Annotated in this window: 13 protein-coding genes; 3 read left to right on the top strand and 10 right to left on the bottom strand. The window is 75.3% G+C overall.

Annotated features, from left to right (window positions below):
• The first annotated feature begins 18 nt into the window (after positions 1 to 18).
• Positions 19 to 1,611: an outer membrane protein assembly factor BamB family protein gene (locus ACZ4UX_RS06350; protein WP_465705802.1), complete on the top strand. Its 1,593-nt coding sequence runs from the start codon at positions 19 to 21 to the stop codon at positions 1,609 to 1,611.
• A gap of 3 nt (positions 1,612 to 1,614) precedes the next feature.
• Here the strand turns inward: ACZ4UX_RS06350 and ACZ4UX_RS06355 are convergent, their stop codons facing one another.
• From ACZ4UX_RS06355 to ACZ4UX_RS06395, 9 genes are all read right to left on the bottom strand, one after another.
• Positions 1,615 to 1,947: a hypothetical protein gene (locus ACZ4UX_RS06355; RefSeq protein ID WP_465705803.1), complete on the bottom strand. Its 333-nt coding sequence runs from the start codon at positions 1,945 to 1,947 to the stop codon at positions 1,615 to 1,617.
• 129 nt (positions 1,948 to 2,076) lie between these two features.
• Positions 2,077 to 3,396 (bottom strand): aldehyde dehydrogenase family protein, encoded by a 1,320-nt coding sequence (locus ACZ4UX_RS06360; RefSeq protein ID WP_465705804.1) that lies wholly within the window; start codon positions 3,394 to 3,396, stop codon positions 2,077 to 2,079.
• A gap of 25 nt (positions 3,397 to 3,421) precedes the next feature.
• Positions 3,422 to 5,182, bottom strand: a complete 1,761-nt coding sequence (locus ACZ4UX_RS06365; protein ID WP_465705805.1) for an asparagine synthetase B family protein — start codon at positions 5,180 to 5,182, stop codon at positions 3,422 to 3,424.
• A 95-nt stretch (positions 5,183 to 5,277) separates the two neighbouring features.
• Positions 5,278 to 5,862, bottom strand: coding sequence for a hypothetical protein (locus tag ACZ4UX_RS06370; protein WP_465705806.1), 585 nt, complete (start codon positions 5,860 to 5,862; stop codon positions 5,278 to 5,280).
• 54 nt (positions 5,863 to 5,916) lie between these two features.
• Positions 5,917 to 6,810 carry a hypothetical protein gene (locus ACZ4UX_RS06375; RefSeq protein WP_465705807.1) on the bottom strand — a complete coding sequence of 298 codons (894 nt, stop codon included), beginning with the start codon at positions 6,808 to 6,810 and terminating at the stop codon, positions 5,917 to 5,919.
• Positions 6,807 to 7,922 carry a hypothetical protein gene (locus tag ACZ4UX_RS06380; protein WP_465705808.1) on the bottom strand — a complete coding sequence of 372 codons (1,116 nt, stop codon included), beginning with the start codon at positions 7,920 to 7,922 and terminating at the stop codon, positions 6,807 to 6,809. Before ACZ4UX_RS06380 ends, ACZ4UX_RS06375 begins: the two co-directional genes overlap by 4 nt.
• Entirely contained in the window at positions 7,919 to 8,587 is a 669-nt protein-coding gene (locus ACZ4UX_RS06385) for a cupin domain-containing protein (RefSeq protein WP_465705809.1), read from the bottom strand. Before ACZ4UX_RS06385 ends, ACZ4UX_RS06380 begins: the two co-directional genes overlap by 4 nt.
• Before the next feature lie 180 nt (positions 8,588 to 8,767).
• On the bottom strand, positions 8,768 to 9,853 hold the full coding sequence (locus ACZ4UX_RS06390) for a polyprenyl synthetase family protein (RefSeq protein ID WP_465705810.1): 1,086 nt from the start codon (positions 9,851 to 9,853) through the stop codon (positions 8,768 to 8,770).
• On the bottom strand, positions 9,850 to 10,269 hold the full coding sequence (locus ACZ4UX_RS06395; protein ID WP_380383756.1) for a hypothetical protein: 420 nt from the start codon (positions 10,267 to 10,269) through the stop codon (positions 9,850 to 9,852). The genes ACZ4UX_RS06390 and ACZ4UX_RS06395 overlap by 4 nt, the downstream gene beginning before the upstream one ends.
• A 423-nt stretch (positions 10,270 to 10,692) precedes the next feature.
• Here ACZ4UX_RS06395 and ACZ4UX_RS06400 point away from each other — a divergent pair, with 423 nt between their 5' ends.
• Entirely contained in the window at positions 10,693 to 11,097 is a 405-nt protein-coding gene (locus ACZ4UX_RS06400) for a cytochrome C oxidase subunit I (RefSeq protein WP_329485947.1), read from the top strand.
• 103 nt (positions 11,098 to 11,200) lie between these two features.
• Here ACZ4UX_RS06400 and qcrB read toward each other — a convergent pair whose 3' ends face one another.
• Positions 11,201 to 12,853: a cytochrome bc1 complex cytochrome b subunit gene (gene qcrB / locus ACZ4UX_RS06405; RefSeq protein ID WP_465705811.1), complete on the bottom strand. Its 1,653-nt coding sequence runs from the start codon at positions 12,851 to 12,853 to the stop codon at positions 11,201 to 11,203.
• Positions 12,854 to 13,228: 375 nt separating this feature from the next.
• On the opposite strand from qcrB, the gene ACZ4UX_RS06410 reads away from it, so the two are divergent.
• On the top strand, positions 13,229 to 13,636 hold the full coding sequence (locus ACZ4UX_RS06410; RefSeq protein ID WP_465705812.1) for a hypothetical protein: 408 nt from the start codon (positions 13,229 to 13,231) through the stop codon (positions 13,634 to 13,636).
• Positions 13,637 to 13,803: the final 167 nt, after the last annotated feature.

Below are 13,803 nucleotides of genomic sequence, written 5' to 3' on the forward strand. Positions count from 1 at the left end.
CGCCGAAGCATGGGCGCCATGAACCGAACCAACAGACCGTACGCCCGGGCGGCCGCCCTGCTCACCGGCATCGCCCTGCTCACCCCGGCAGCGGTCGCCCGCGCGGACGTCACGACCGTCTCCGTCACCACCGAACGCACCGCCTGGGACCAGGCCGAACCGGGGCTCGCCCCCGGCGAGGTCGACGCCTCCGACTTCGGCATCCGCTTCAGCACCCCGCTCGACGGCCAGGTGTTCGCCCAGCCGCTGGTCATCGGCCCGACCGTGGTCGTCGCCACCGAGACCAACCACGTCTACGGGGTCGACGCGGCCACCGGGAAGGTCCGCTGGCACCGGACGACGGGCGCCCCCTGGCGCTCCGCCGCGATCGGCTGCTCCGACCCCGGTCCCAACGTCGGCACCACCTCCACCCCCGTGTACGACCCGGCCACCGGCACCGTCTACCTGACCGGCAAGGTCGACGACGGCCCGGACGACCGGCACCCGCACTACTACGTGCACGCCATGGACGCGCAGACCGGTGCCGAGCGCAGCGGCTGGCCGGTGACCGTCCAGGGGGACCCGGTGAACGCGCCCGGCAAGCCGTTCAACGCCTACCGCTCGCTCCAGCGGCCCGGGCTGCTGCTCCTCGACGGGCGGCTCTACCTCGGCTTCGGCTCGCTCTGCGGCATCGGCGACTACATCGGCACCCTGGCCGGCCTCGACACCCGGACCCGCAAGCTCACCCTCTGGTCGACGGTGGCCGGCTCCGACACCCAGCGGGCCTCCATCTGGATGGCCGGCAGCGGGCCGGTCTCGGACGGACCCGGCCGGATCATCCTCACCACCGCCAACGGCCAGGGCGCCGGCGCCTCACCCGCGCGGGGCCCCGGCTCCAGCCCGCCCGGCGGCCTCGGTGAGTCGGTGATCCGCTTCGCGGTCGATGACGACGGCGGCTTCACCCCGCAGGACTTCTTCAGCCCCAGCAACAACGCGACCCTCGACAAGCGGGACACCGACCTCGGCTCCGGCGGCCCGGTCGCCCTGCCCGCCGCCCACTTCGGCACCCCCGCCCACCCCCGCCTGCTGGTCCAGGTCGGCAAGGACGGCCGGATCTTCCTGCTCGACCGGGACGACCTCGGCGGCATGGGCCAAGGCCCCGGCGGCACCGACCGCGCCGTCGGCATCACCGGCCCGCACGGCGGCGTCTGGGGCCACCCGGCGGTCTGGGGCGGCGACGGCGGCTACGTCTACACCGTCGAGAACTACGGCAGGCTGCGCGCCCTCGAGTACTCCGTCACCGCGGCCGGCGACCCGCGGCTGACCAGCGCCGGCACCAGCGCCGAGGACTTCCTCAAGATGTCCGGCTCACCCGTCGTCACCTCCGACGGCACCCGGTCCGGCTCCGCCCTGGTCTGGGTGATCTGGTCCGGCACCGGCCAGTACGGCGAGGGCGGCGAACTGCGCGCCTACGACCCCGTCCCGGTCGACGGCACGCTGAAGCTGCGCCGCTCCTTCCCGATCGGCACGGTCAGCAAGTTCTCGGTGCCGGCCACCGACAAGGGCCGGATCTACGTCGGGACCAAGGACCACCGCCTGGTCGCCCTCGGCCGGCCCTCGGCCTTCGCCTGACGCTCAGGTGCCCGGGTTGATGGTGAAGATCGCGGCGACCACCGACAGCAGCGCCGCCATCGGTGCCAGCGCCGCCCAGACCCGGGCAGGCCGCAGCAGGTACGCCACCGGCCACTGCACCACGAGCAGTGCCGCCGTCGCCAGCAGCAGCCGGTCGGAGAGCAGCAGTTGGGCCTCGGTGGCCGGGCAGCCGCCCGGCCCCGGGCACGGCTCCGCGGCCAGCTGCGCCAGCAGCCGCAGCGGGAGGACGAACAGCAGGCCGAAGCCCGTCACCCGGGTGGAGACCAGCGGGGCGCGACGCCAGTTCGCGCGGGGCCCGGAGGCGGTATCGGTCATCCTCCGATCCTGGCCGCCGGGCCCCGCCCGGGAGCAGGGGTCGGGTACTCGGATCCGGGTGGGCGGAAGTACTCAGGCGGGCCCGGTCGGGCCCGGTCGGGCCCGGTCAGGCCCGGCCACCCGGTGCCGTCAGAGTCTGACGGTGACGGTCTTGGGGCGCTGGTACTCCTGGAGGGCGAGGACGGAGAGGTCGGTGCCGTGGCCGGAGGCGCCGCGGCCGCTGTGCGGGAGTTCCGCGCTCTGGGCGAGGTGGCAGTTGAGCCAGGTCTCCCCGGCGTGCAGGCGGGCGGTGAGGTCGAGGGCCGCGGTGAGGTCGGCGGTCCAGACACTGGCGGCGAGGGCCTGCGGGACGCCGTTGGCGAGGGCGAGCGCCTCGTCCGGGCCGGCGGCGCGCTGGACCGTCAGCAGCGGGCCGAAGGCCTCCTCCAGGACGGCGGGATCGTCGTCGGGCAGGTCGGCGAGCAGGGTGGCCGGCCGCCACAGGCCGTCGGCGCGGCCAGGGGCGGTGATCGCGCGCCCGGCGGCGGAGGCGGCCAGGATCCGGTCGTAGCGGTCGGCCTGGTCAGGGTTGTTGAGCGGGCCGAAGTCCCGGCCGGAGCGGCGTTCGGCCAGGGCGGCCGCGAGCGCGGCGACGACCTGCTCGTGGTTCTCCTCCAGGGTGATCACCCGGGCGGGGGCGGCGCAGCTCTGGCCCGCGTTGTAGGTGCAGGCCTCGGCGAGGTCGGCCCAGGTGTGCGGGGGAGCGTCGGGCAGGACGAGGACGGGGCTGTTGCCGCCGAGCTCCAGGCTGACCCGGCGGTGGCCGGCCCGCGCCGCGATGTCGGCGCCGGCCGCCGCGCTGCCGGTGAAGGCGATCATGTCGACGTCGCCGGTGACCAGCAGCCGACCGGTCTCCCGGTCGCCGGGCAGGGCGGCGAGCACGCCCGGTCCGAGGGCTTGCGCCGCGTGCTCGGCGAGCAGGGCGACCGAGTCGGGCGTGGTCCCGGCGGGCTTGACGACGACGGTGTTGCCGGCGGCCAGCGCCGGGGCGCACCGCCAGGCGGCCATCAGCAGCGGGTAGTTCCACGGGACGATCGCCCCGACCACGCCGATCGGCTCCCAGCGGACCCAGCTCTCGTGGCCGGGCAGGTAGCGTCCGGCGGCGGGCGCCGTCCCGGTGCGGGCCGCACCGGCGTAGAACCGGAACAGGTCGGCGACGTTGCGCAGTTCGCCGGCCGCCTCGGCCGCGGGCTTGCCGGTGCCGGCCTGCTCCAGCGCGGTGTACTCGTCGAGGTGCTGCTCGACGAGGTCGGCGAGGGCGTCCAGCCGGCGCTCGCGCTCGCGCGGGGTGAGCGCGCGCCAGGGTGCGGCGGCGAGCCGGGCGGCGGCGACGGTCTCGGTGACGCGTCCGGCGCGGGCCGGTTCCAGGGCGCCGCGGGCGTCGCCGGTGCGGGGGTCGATCAGGTCCATGCGCGGGGGCCTCTCACAGAACGGGTCACAGGTCGTAGGCGCGCAGCCAGAGTTCGAGGGTGAGGACGAGCCAGAGCTTGCCGCCCTGGCGCGGCAGCAGCGTCCCCTCGCGGCGCATCCAGGTGCGGACGGTCTCGGGCCGGACGAGGCCGCGCTCCCGGGCGGTGCGGCCGAGCAGCAGCTCGCCGGAGAGGTCGCGCAGGGGGCCGCGCAGCCACTGCTGGACCGGTACCCGCATGCCGCTCTTGGGGCGGTCGGTGACGGTGGCCGGCAGGACGTCCCGGACGGCCTCCTTGAGCACCCACTTCTCCACCGTGCCGTTCAGCTTGAGCGTCGGCGGGGTGGCGAAGGCGTGGTCGATCACCTGCCGGTCGAAGAGCGGGGACCGGCCCTGGACGCCCTGGGAGGCGGTGAGCCGTTCGACCTTGGTGAGGATGTGGTGGGCGCCCTTGGTCCGCAGGTTGCAGTGGAGCAGCTGGTTGAGCAGTGAGCGCATCGGGCCGGGCCGCAGGTAGGGGGCGACGAACCGGTGCGGCGGCGGCTCGCTCTCCAGGGCCCGCAGGGCGGCGGGGGTGAGCAGCCGGGGCAGGTCCTCGTAGCACTTGCGGTAGGAGCGCAGGTACGCCTCCGCCCGCGCCCCGTCCTCCGTCGGGTCCACCGTCGCGTCCGCCGGGTCGTCCCGGTGCATCTCGTGGACGAGCATCGGCAGGTTCTTCGGGCCGCCGAAGACCGGGTCGCCGCCCTCGCCGTTGAGCGAGACGGTGAGGCCGTCGCCCGCGACGGCCTCGGCGAGCATCAGGTTGGGGACGGTCAGCGGGTCGCCGACCGGGCTGTCCAGCAGGGCGACGGTGTCGGCCAGCCGGGCGGCCACCTCGGCGCCGGAGACGGTGAGCACCCGGTGGCGGGTGCCGCAGTGCCCGGCGACCAGACCGGAGTAGCCGAGCTCGTTGGGGAGTTCGTCGCCGAAGCTGATCGAGTAGGTGTGCACCGGGTGGTCGTGCAGCCGGGCGGCCAGGGCGGTGACCAGTGAGCTGTCGACGCCGCCGGAGAGCAGCACCGCGACGGCCTCCCCGGTCGGCAGCCGCCGGGCGGTGGCCTGCTCCAGGAGCAGGCGCAGCTGCCGGGCGTACTCGGCGGGCGGTGGCGTGTCGGCCTCCGCGGGGAGCAGCTCGGCCGGCTCCCAGTACGACTCCTGGCGCACCGTGCCGTCCGCGGACAGCCGGAGGATCCGGCCGGGCAGGGCCTCGTGGACGCCGCGCAGCAGGGTCTCCTCGCCGGGCAGGTAGGCGAAGGTGAGGAAGGAGCGGACGGCCGCCGGGTTGACGCCGGTGCCGAGGGCCGGCCAGTGCCGCAGTGCGCGCAGCGAGGTGGCGGCGGCCCAGCAGCCGTCGGCGCGGGCGTAGAAGACCGTGCGGGCGCCGACGTGGTCGCGGATCAGGACGAGGTCGGCGCCGTCCACCACGACCAGGACGAACAGGCCGTCGGCCCGCCGGACGCCGTCCGCGCCGAGGTGGTGCCAGAGCCGGAGCAGCAGTTCGCCGTCGGGGCAGTCACCGGGCGCGGGGGCGCCGGCCGCGGCGAGGGCGGCGAGCAGCTCGGGGCGGTTGTGCAGGGTCACCTCGCCGACGGCGGTACGGCCGCCAACGGTGAACGGGCCGGTGGCGAAGCCGGGCTCACCGCTGATCAGGGCGGCCTGGGCCGGTCCGGGGGCGCCGCCGGTGAGGGCGGCGAGGTGGGTGCGGGCCCGATCGGTGTCGGGGCCCGCGCAGGCGCAGCAGCGAGCCATCGGGGAGGGTGCCTTTCGCTGGGGGTGCCGGGGCTGTCGGGGGTGTCGGGGTGACCCCTGTGACGCGGGAACGGGCGTATCGGCGGGCTCAGGGCTCAGCCGAAGTCGTCGCCGTCCCAGCCGTCGTCGCCGGAGCCGTCCCAGTCGCCGCCGTAGTCGCCGTCGTGATCGTCGTGACCGTCCGGGCCGTCACCTTCGCCGTGGCCGGAGTCGCCGGAGGAGTCGCCCCCCGAGCCGCCGCCGTCACCACCGGAGGAGCCGGCGTTCTGGGTACGGGCCTGCTCGCGCAGGTGCTGCTCCTCGTCCTCGCTCAGCTCCAGCGGCGGGAACTGGGAGACCGCGACGGCGGCGGCCCCGGCCACCCCGAGCGCGCCGAGCACCACGCCGAGCCGGCCGCTGAAGGCGGTGCGGTTGACGGTGACCAGCTCGCCGCGGGCCCAGACGGTCCGGCCGTAGCCGATGTCGCGGCCGTAGCGGACGGTGCCGTCGGTGTGGCGGCGCTTGACCAGGTCCCGGCCGAGCGGTTCGTCGGTGCCGGCCAGGCCGTCGCTGTCGTGCCAGTGCACGAGGCGGTCCGCCCCGCGCCGGCGCCACTCGCTGCGGCCGTCCTCGTAGCGGCGGTGCACGGTGCCGTCGGCCAGCAGTTCGTCGCTGTAGCCGAGCTGGCGTGGCTGCGTCATGGTCGGGAGTCCTCAGGTGTCCGGGAGCCCTCCTGCGGAGGGCCGGGCGGAGAGTCAGGCGGTGGGCCAGCTCAGGAAGCCGGTGGTGCGGGCGGTGCGGACCCGGCGGTGCAGCGGGGCCCGCCGGGGGCCGGCGGAGCCGCCCCGGACCTGGCGGATCACGGTGTGCAGCAGCCGGGCGGGGCCGACGGCGGCCAGCTCGATGGTCCGGCCGCTGCCGAGCCAGGCGCGCTCCTCGGGCCGCAGCGCGGCGGGCAGCGGGCCCCGGAACGGCCGCGGGCCGCGGCCGGCGGTCAGGTGCAGGGCGGTGGCGTGCCGAGGGACCAGCCCCATCGACCGCACCCGCACGGCGGCGCCGGGCCCGCCCGCGCCACCCGCCGGGCGCAGCTCGTCGCGGACCCGCTCGAAGCAGGCGAGCCCGGCCGGGCTGGCGTCGTGCAGCACGTGCACCACCGCGCCGCCGGCCCGCTCCAGGGCCGCGACCAGTCGCGGATCGAGCGGCAGGTCGGCCGCGGTGACGATCGGGCAGGCCGCCTCCAGGTGCAGACCGTTGGCGATCAGCATCCCGGTGATCTCCCGGCTCTGGCAGACCAGCAGCCGGGGCAGCCCGTAGTCGTACAGGTCGCTCTCGGCGCCGGCCCGCGGCTCCCGCCCCACCGCCGCCGGCGGCCGCGGGGGCGGCAGCAGGCCCGGCAGCTCGGCGCGGCGCACCGCCAGCACCTCGGCGAACCGGGCGTACCGCACCGGCGGCGCCAGCGTGTACGGGATCCGGCGCGGCCCGGCGTGCAGCGGCTGGAGGACGCGGCACAGCTCGTAGTACAGCTGGCGCTCGGTGTACCGCAGGCCGCCGGGCGCCCCGGCCCGGTCGGCGGCGACGGTGAGGACGCCGTCCAGCAGCAGGCGCAGCGGCCGGCGGCGCGGGGGCCCGGGGGGCGGCGGGACGGTCATGCGGTGCCCTCTCGGTGCGGCCCGGAGCCGGGCTCGGGCCAGGTCAGGAAGCCGACGGCGAGTGCCCGGCGGCGGGTCTCGGCGGGCGCCTCCGGCCGGGCCGGCGTCGGCGCCGCCTTCTGCAACGGGATGCGCGCGGGCGGTTCCAGGACGCGCTCGGCGGCTCGGACAGCGAGTGCCATCAGCCGCTTCGGCGCCACCGCGGCCAGCGGGCTCCACCAGCCCTCGGCGTACCAGGCCAGCTCGGCGGAGGTCAGCCAACCGGCGTCGCGCGCCAGCCGGATCTGCAGCTCGGGGGCGCGGAACGGGTCGCGCAGCACGACGGACCTGTCCTCGGCGGCGAGGACGGCGCGGGCGGGCAGCCCGGCGTCCAGGACCCGGCGGCCGGGCAGCTCGGCGCGGGCGTCGGCGACCAGCAGGCAGCCCTGCGGCGAGGCGTCGTGCAGCACGACCACGGGCAGGCCGGCCGGGACGGCGCGCAGGTCGGCGGCGAGCAGCGCGCGGTGGCGCTGCGGGTACCGGTTGGCCCGCAGGAAGGCGGTGACGGTGCGGTCCGGGCAGAGCAGGACGAACGCCGGGTCGGCCACCGGCGGTCCGGCCTGGACCAGGGCGTCCTCGACCAGCCCGGCGGGCAGGGCGGAGTAGACCTTCTTCCAGCGCGGCACCACGATGTCGTGGAAGGCGCCGGCCGTCCAGCGCGTGGTGTGCTCCCGGGGCGGCGACGGCTTGTCGGAGAGCACCACCTGGCGTACCGCGAAGCCGAGCAGCACGGCCCCGAGCAGCACCAGCAGGGCGATCGGGAGGCCCTTCAGGGCCAGCGCGCCGACCAGCGCGCCGACCCCGAGCACGGCCAGGCAGCCCGCACCGCCCCTACTGCCCCGGAACTCCGCGGCGGGCCGCCCTCGGCGCTCGGTCGCGTAGCGCAACTGGTCGACCGTGCAGACCAGTTCGCCCGCACCGGTGAGCTTGGTGGCGAGCTTGCGGATCCGGACGTCGTGCAGCCCGGCCCCCTCGACCTTCGGATCCAGGGCGAAGGGCTTGCCGCAGTACCCGCACTTGTGCCCCGAACGGCTCCGCTGCAGCAGGTGCTTGTCGCAGTGCGGGCAGATCATCTCGGTGTCTCCAGCGTCGCGGCGAATCGGCGCAGCCGGGCGGCCAGCCGCTCTCTGGGACTGACCGTACCCACCCGCTGGTTCCGCTCCACCTCCCGCAGGGCGGCGGCCAGTTGGCCGTCCTCGCGGCGTTCGGCCTCGGCCGCGGTGATCGCGTAGTCCTCGTGGTCGATGCCGAAGCCGGTGTTGGCGGCGAGGATGTTGAGCGGCTCGGAGCCCCGGTTGGCGAACGAGTGCGGCATCAGCTCGGGGATCCGGATCAGCAGGCCGGGTGTCAGCGGGACGTCCACCACCCGGCGCCGTTCGGCGTCGTACAGCCCGCAGGCGGCGTGGCCCAGGCTCAGCACCAGGTGCTCGCCGCCGTGGGCGTGCGGGGTGAAGGCGCTGTGCGGGGCGACGATGCCGAGCTTGTAGGTGGCGTTGGACGGCCGCTCGGGCGAGGTCTTGGCGTCACCGACCAGGTAGTGGGCGAACTGCCCCTCGTCGATGAAGCGCAACAGCTCCTCGCCGGCCGCCCCGTGCGCGCGGTCCGGGCCCAGTTCGCGGGCGCCGTCCCGGTCGGCGAGCAGGACACGGCCGTCCGGCCGCAGCTGGTACAGGTCCACGCCGGCCGGCAGCGACCGCGCGAGCCGCTCCAGCCCGAGCAGCCCGGATCGTACGGACATCCGCCACCCCACCCCCACGTTCGCGCCGGCCCGAGCGCGGCGTCACCCCGGGTGACGCCGATCGCCGGGCGCCGGTTCCCCGGCCGGGACCGGTGGCGTGGATCTTACGCAGGCGAAGTGAACTCCGGGGCAACGGCCCCGGACGGCGCGGCCCGGCGGGCTCCGGCCGGTCCGACCGGCTCAGCGCCCGCGGGTGACCACGAAGTCGGGCAGGGCGGCCAGGAACTCCCGCGCCTCGGCGGCCTCCCCGGCCGGGTCGGCGACGTCCGGCGCCGCCGCCAGCACCTCGGTGATCTCCCGCTCGGCGGCGGCCACCAGCCCGTCCGCCGCGTGCCGGGCGCTCTCCACGCAGTCGTACGCCGTCATCCGGTCCAGCAGCCAGCACACCTCCTCCGCCGCGCCGGGCCCGCGCTGCGCCCGGGTGCGGCTGAGGTGCCGCACGACGCGGGCGCGCTCGGCCGGGGTGCAGCGCTCCAGCAGGTGGATCAGCAGCAGGGTGCGCTTGCCCTCCCAGAGGTCCCCGGCGATCTCCTTGCCGTAGTCCGCCTCGGTGCCGACCAGGTTGAGCACGTCGTCCTGGATCTGGAACGCGGCCCCCAGGTACCAGCCGAACCGGTCCAGCCGGGCGGCGTCGGCGCCGGCGCCCTCGGCCACCAGCAGACCGCTGCGGCAGGGGTAGAGGAAGGTGTACCAGGACGTCTTCTTGAGGCACATCCGGTAGTAGTCGGCGGGCACCAGGTCACAGGCGTTGTCGCGGATCCAGGCGATCTCCAGGGCCTGCCCCTCCAGCGACTGCCGGCACATCAGCTCGGTCTCCTCGAACAGCCGCCAGGCCAGTTCGCCGCCCAGCTCGCGCCGGTTGGCCATGAGGCGCCGGAGGCCGAGCAGGTTGGTCGCGTTCCCGACGTTCAGCGCGACCTCGACGCCGTGCTCGGCGGAGATCGTCGGCGCGCCCCGGCGCAGCTCGCTGCCGTCCTGGATGTCGTCGTGGATCAGGAAGCCGTTGTGGAACAGCTCGACCGTGACGGCGGGGTTCAGCGCCCGCTCGGGGTCGCCGCCGAACGCGGCGCAGGTGGCCAGGCAGAGCCCGGCCCGCAGTCCCTTGCACGGCCGGGCCGGGTAGTCGGCCGCCAGCTCGTACAGGTACGGCGGGCTCTCCTCGGGGATGTGGCGCAGCAGCTCCGCCAGGGTGCGCTCGCGGTGCCGGGCGAGCACCCGCTCGACCAGGGTGGTGGCGCCGGCGAGCGGCCGGGCGGTGGTCGTCACCCGTGCCGGCCGTCGGCCCCGCCGGGGCGCTCGGCAGGGCTCTGCCGGGGCCCGAAGGTGCTCTCCATGGTCCGGTTGGCGAGCGCCGGCGCCAGCGAGCTGAGGTTGAGCAGCAGATCGAGGACGTCGTGCGCGTTGGCGGCGAGGCGCTGGGTCTGGTCGGCGGCGTCGCCGGTGGTGCTGCCGAGCAGACGGCTGCTGACGGCGTCGATCAGCTGGTGGGTGTTCTCCGAGACCCGGCGCACCAGGCGGTCGAACTCCTCCTGGTCGACGTGGTGTTCGCCGGTCAGCCGGTCGCCGGCGGCCTTGGCGTCGGTCAGCCCGGCGGACAGCTCGCGCTCCAGCACCGCGGCCGCCTCCATGACGGCCTGCGAGCCCTGCTCGCCCAACTCGCTGAACCGACCGGCATCGGGCATGGCTGACCTCCTGGTGCGGACCCCGGGCGGACCGGGGCAGGCCGGACCGGCGGTCGGGCAGAGCGCCGCCGTGATCGCTGATCGTACATGCCTGGGTACGGAGCGTGTCCACTCGGTTTTCGGGGTGCGGGCGGGGGTGCCCGGGCGGGCCGCCGCGCCGGTCGGGCGGGCGTTCCGTGGGGCCGCCGTCGCACCGATCGGCCCAGCGCGGGCGGCCGGGCGGGCGCCCCGTGGTGCGGCCGGACCCGGCGAGTCGTCAGGCGGGCCGCCGTCGGTCACTGATAGTAGTTGCGTGGTTGCGGTGCGATCGACCGCCGGCTGCTGTCCTGGCCGGTGGAGCGTTCGGCCGGCCCAATCGACTGGTGCGCGCCGCTGCCGCAGTGCTGCTCGCCGCGGTGCCCGGGTGCTGGACAAGGAGCGGTCATGGGTGGCAGAGAGCGCCCGCCGAGAGCGCGGACCCCTCGGCCGGGCAAGGGCGGCGGGCCGGCCCGGCCCCGGGTGGACGCACGGGTGGAGATCGCCCGGCTGGAGGGCTATCTGGCCTGGGAGGCCGAGGTGGCGGCGGCCGAGCGGGACGCCCAGGCGTTCGCGGGCCGGTTCCCCTGGCTGTCGCCCGCCGAACGGGAGGACCTCGAACGGGCCTACGCGGCCGACCGGTTGCGCTACGCCGAGGACGTCGTCGACCGGGCCGTGGAGCGGTGCCGCCAGCTGGCCGCGCGCTACCGCAGCGAGTGCCGGCGGATCTGCGCGCGCTGGGCGGCCGTCTGCCTCTCGGTGGCGCTCGCCGCGGCCCTGCTCGCGGTGGTGCCGGTCGCGCTGCGGGCCTGACCGGGGCGGCGGCCGCGCGCCGGAGCCCGCGGGGTGATCGCGCGCGACGGGCCCGCCACGCGCTGGACGGCGTGGCGGGCCCGGTCGTGCGGGGCGCGGGAGGTCAGTGGTGGCCGTGGCCGCTGGTGATCTCCTCGTGCTCCTGCGCGGTCGGCTTGGCGATCTGGCTGCCCCGGCCGAAGAAGCCGCGCGAGAGTTGGGCCCGGGTGCGGGTGAGCAGGCCGGCCCGGCGGACCACGCCGTTCTCGTCCACCTCGGCCGGCAGCTCCATCGGCTGCGGCTGCTCGTGCGAGGTGAGCGTGTACAGCCGTCCCTGCGGGAGCGGGGCGTGCACCTCGACGAACTCGCCGTGCTGCAGCCGGTTGATGACGCCGGTCTCGCGGCCGTGCAGCACCTTCTCCTTGTCGCGCCGCTGGAGGCCCAGGCACCAGCGCTTGGTGATCACGAAGACCACCACCGGGAGGACGAAGAAGCCGATCCGGACCGCGTTGGTGATGGCGTTGATCGACAGGTGGAAGTGGGTGGCGATGAGGTCGTTGCCGCCACCGATCAGCAGGATCACGTAGAGGCTGACCCAGGCGGCGCCGAAGCCGGTCCGCACGGGCGCGTTGCGCGGGCGGTCCGCCATGTGGTGCTCGCGCCGGTCGCCGGTGACCCAGGCCTCCAGGAACGGGTACGTCCAGATGGCGAAGAGCACCAGCGGGAAGATCATCAGCGGCACGAAGACCCCCATGTTGAGGGTGTGCCCCCAGAGGCCGATCTCCCAGCCCGGCATGATCCGGATCAGGCCCTCGGAGAAGCCCATGTACCAGTCGGGCTGGGCGTCCGTGGACACCTGGTCCGGCCGGTACGGGCCGTAGGCCCAGATCGGGTTGACGGTGGCGATCGCCGCCATCGCGCTGATGATGCCGAACACCAGGAAGAAGAAGCCGCCCGCCTTGGCCATGTAGACCGGCATCAGCGGCATGCCGACGACGTTCTCCTCCTTGCGGCCGGGCCCGGAGAACTGGGTGTGCTTGTGGTAGAAGACCAGGATCAGGTGGGCCACCAGCAGGCCCAGCATGATCCCCGGGATCAGCAGGATGTGCACGGTGAACAGCCGGGGCACGATCACGAAGCCCGGGAACTCGCCGCCGTAGATGAAGAACTGCAGGTACGTGCCGACCAGCGGGACGGCCAGCACCGCGCCCTCCATGAACCGGATGCCGGTGCCGGAGAGCAGGTCGTCGGGCAGCGAGTAGCCCATGAAGCCGTCGAACATGCCGAGGAACAGCAGCAGCGCGCCGAAGATCCAGTTGATCTCGCGCGGCTTGCGGAACGCGCCGGTGAAGAAGACGCGCATCATGTGCACCAGCATCGCGGCGACGAACACGATCGCCGCCCAGTGGTGGATCTGCCGGATCAGCAGACCGCCGCGGATGTCGAAGCTGATGTCGACCGTCGAGGCGTACGCCTCGGACATCCGGATGCCCCGGAGCGGGATGTACGAGCCCTCGTACGTCACCTCGGCCATCGACGGCTGGAAGAACAGGGTCAGCCAGACGCCGGTCAGGATGATGATGATGAAGGTGTACAGGCAGATCTCGCCGAGCATGAAGGACCAGTGGTCCGGGAAGATCTTGCGCAGGTTGGCCTTGGACAGGGCGTAGATGCCGAGCCGGCCGTCGGCCCAGTCGGCGAGGGCCTCGCCCTTGTTCGCGGGCGCCGAGCGCGTGCTGGTGACCGGTCCCGGGCGCGACTGCTGGTGGGCTCTCACGACGGGCTCCCCGGCGTCCGCTGCGTACCGTCCGGGGAGCCCGCCTGCGGAGCTGCCGGCCGGCGGAGTGATGTGATCATGGGACCTCTCGATACGGGGCCGCCGGGGTCGCCGGCGCGCGGATCCGCCGACCCGCTGGCCCCGTTGCTCAAAGTGATGGAGCGCTTACTCTGTCATGCTGTCGGCAGGGGGCCGACTGTGCACGTCCATCGGCCCGGACGGCCGCTCGTGTCGGCCCGTCCGGGGGTGTGCGTGCCGCTGACCGGCCGCTTTCGGGCCGCGAATGGTGCGCTCGGGTGCTGTTGCCGGGGAGCCGAACCGTTTCGGCGCGCGCCGTGCGCGGGGAGGGTGCGGTCCCCGGCCTACGCTGCGCCAATGGTGGATCACCGGGAACTCTACGAGGACGTGACAGCGGCCCTGGCCCGTGCCGGGTTCGACACCGAGCGGGACCCCTCGGGGCCCTCGGGCCTGCGGATCGCGGAACTGCCCCAGGGCGTGCTGGTCGGCTGGTCGCCGGGCGCGGACCAGGACGCCGGGCAGGGCGCCGAGTCCGGCGGGGACGGCGCCGGCGGGCCGGGCGACGCCGCGCCGCCGCCCGTCGAGGGCATCCGTACGGCGATGACCGGGGCGGTCGCCGCGGTGCTCCGGGAGTCCGGCTACCGGGTGGCCGAGGCCGGGCCGGGCGAGCTGCTGGTGACGGCCGGCCCCCGGACGCGGGCGGAGGCGGTGCGGTCGGGCGGTGCGCCGGAGGCGGCCGCCGTGCCGGAGCAGTGGTGGGGCTGAGCGGGCGGGGCCCCGGCGGACCCGGGCCCCGGGTGGTGGTTGCCGTCCGCCGGTAGGCACCCCCTACGAGCACGTTCCCGAACACCGTGGACCCGTCGGACGATCACGTCCGGCGGGTCCACGGCGTTCCGGGGTGCGCCGCGGCCGCCCCTCCTGTACCACGTTCG

The sequence above is a fragment of the Kitasatospora sp. NPDC028961 genome, assembly GCF_055564815.1.

Excerpts from the sequence above, each read along its gene's own strand:
- ACZ4UX_RS06350 (WP_465705802.1), top strand. The coding sequence starts at position 19 with ATGAACCGAACCAACAGACCGTACGCCCGGGCGGCCGCCCTGCTCACC.
- ACZ4UX_RS06355 (WP_465705803.1), bottom strand. The coding sequence starts at position 1,947 with ATGACCGATACCGCCTCCGGGCCCCGCGCGAACTGGCGTCGCGCCCCG.
- ACZ4UX_RS06360 (WP_465705804.1), bottom strand. The coding sequence starts at position 3,396 with ATGGACCTGATCGACCCCCGCACCGGCGACGCCCGCGGCGCCCTGGAA.
- ACZ4UX_RS06365 (WP_465705805.1), bottom strand. The coding sequence starts at position 5,182 with ATGGCTCGCTGCTGCGCCTGCGCGGGCCCCGACACCGATCGGGCCCGC.
- ACZ4UX_RS06370 (WP_465705806.1), bottom strand. The coding sequence starts at position 5,862 with ATGACGCAGCCACGCCAGCTCGGCTACAGCGACGAACTGCTGGCCGAC.
- ACZ4UX_RS06375 (WP_465705807.1), bottom strand. The coding sequence starts at position 6,810 with ATGACCGTCCCGCCGCCCCCCGGGCCCCCGCGCCGCCGGCCGCTGCGC.
- ACZ4UX_RS06380 (WP_465705808.1), bottom strand. The coding sequence starts at position 7,922 with ATGATCTGCCCGCACTGCGACAAGCACCTGCTGCAGCGGAGCCGTTCG.
- ACZ4UX_RS06385 (WP_465705809.1), bottom strand. The coding sequence starts at position 8,587 with ATGTCCGTACGATCCGGGCTGCTCGGGCTGGAGCGGCTCGCGCGGTCG.
- ACZ4UX_RS06395 (WP_380383756.1), bottom strand. The coding sequence starts at position 10,269 with ATGCCCGATGCCGGTCGGTTCAGCGAGTTGGGCGAGCAGGGCTCGCAG.
- ACZ4UX_RS06400 (WP_329485947.1), top strand. The coding sequence starts at position 10,693 with ATGGGTGGCAGAGAGCGCCCGCCGAGAGCGCGGACCCCTCGGCCGGGC.
- ACZ4UX_RS06410 (WP_465705812.1), top strand. The coding sequence starts at position 13,229 with ATGGTGGATCACCGGGAACTCTACGAGGACGTGACAGCGGCCCTGGCC.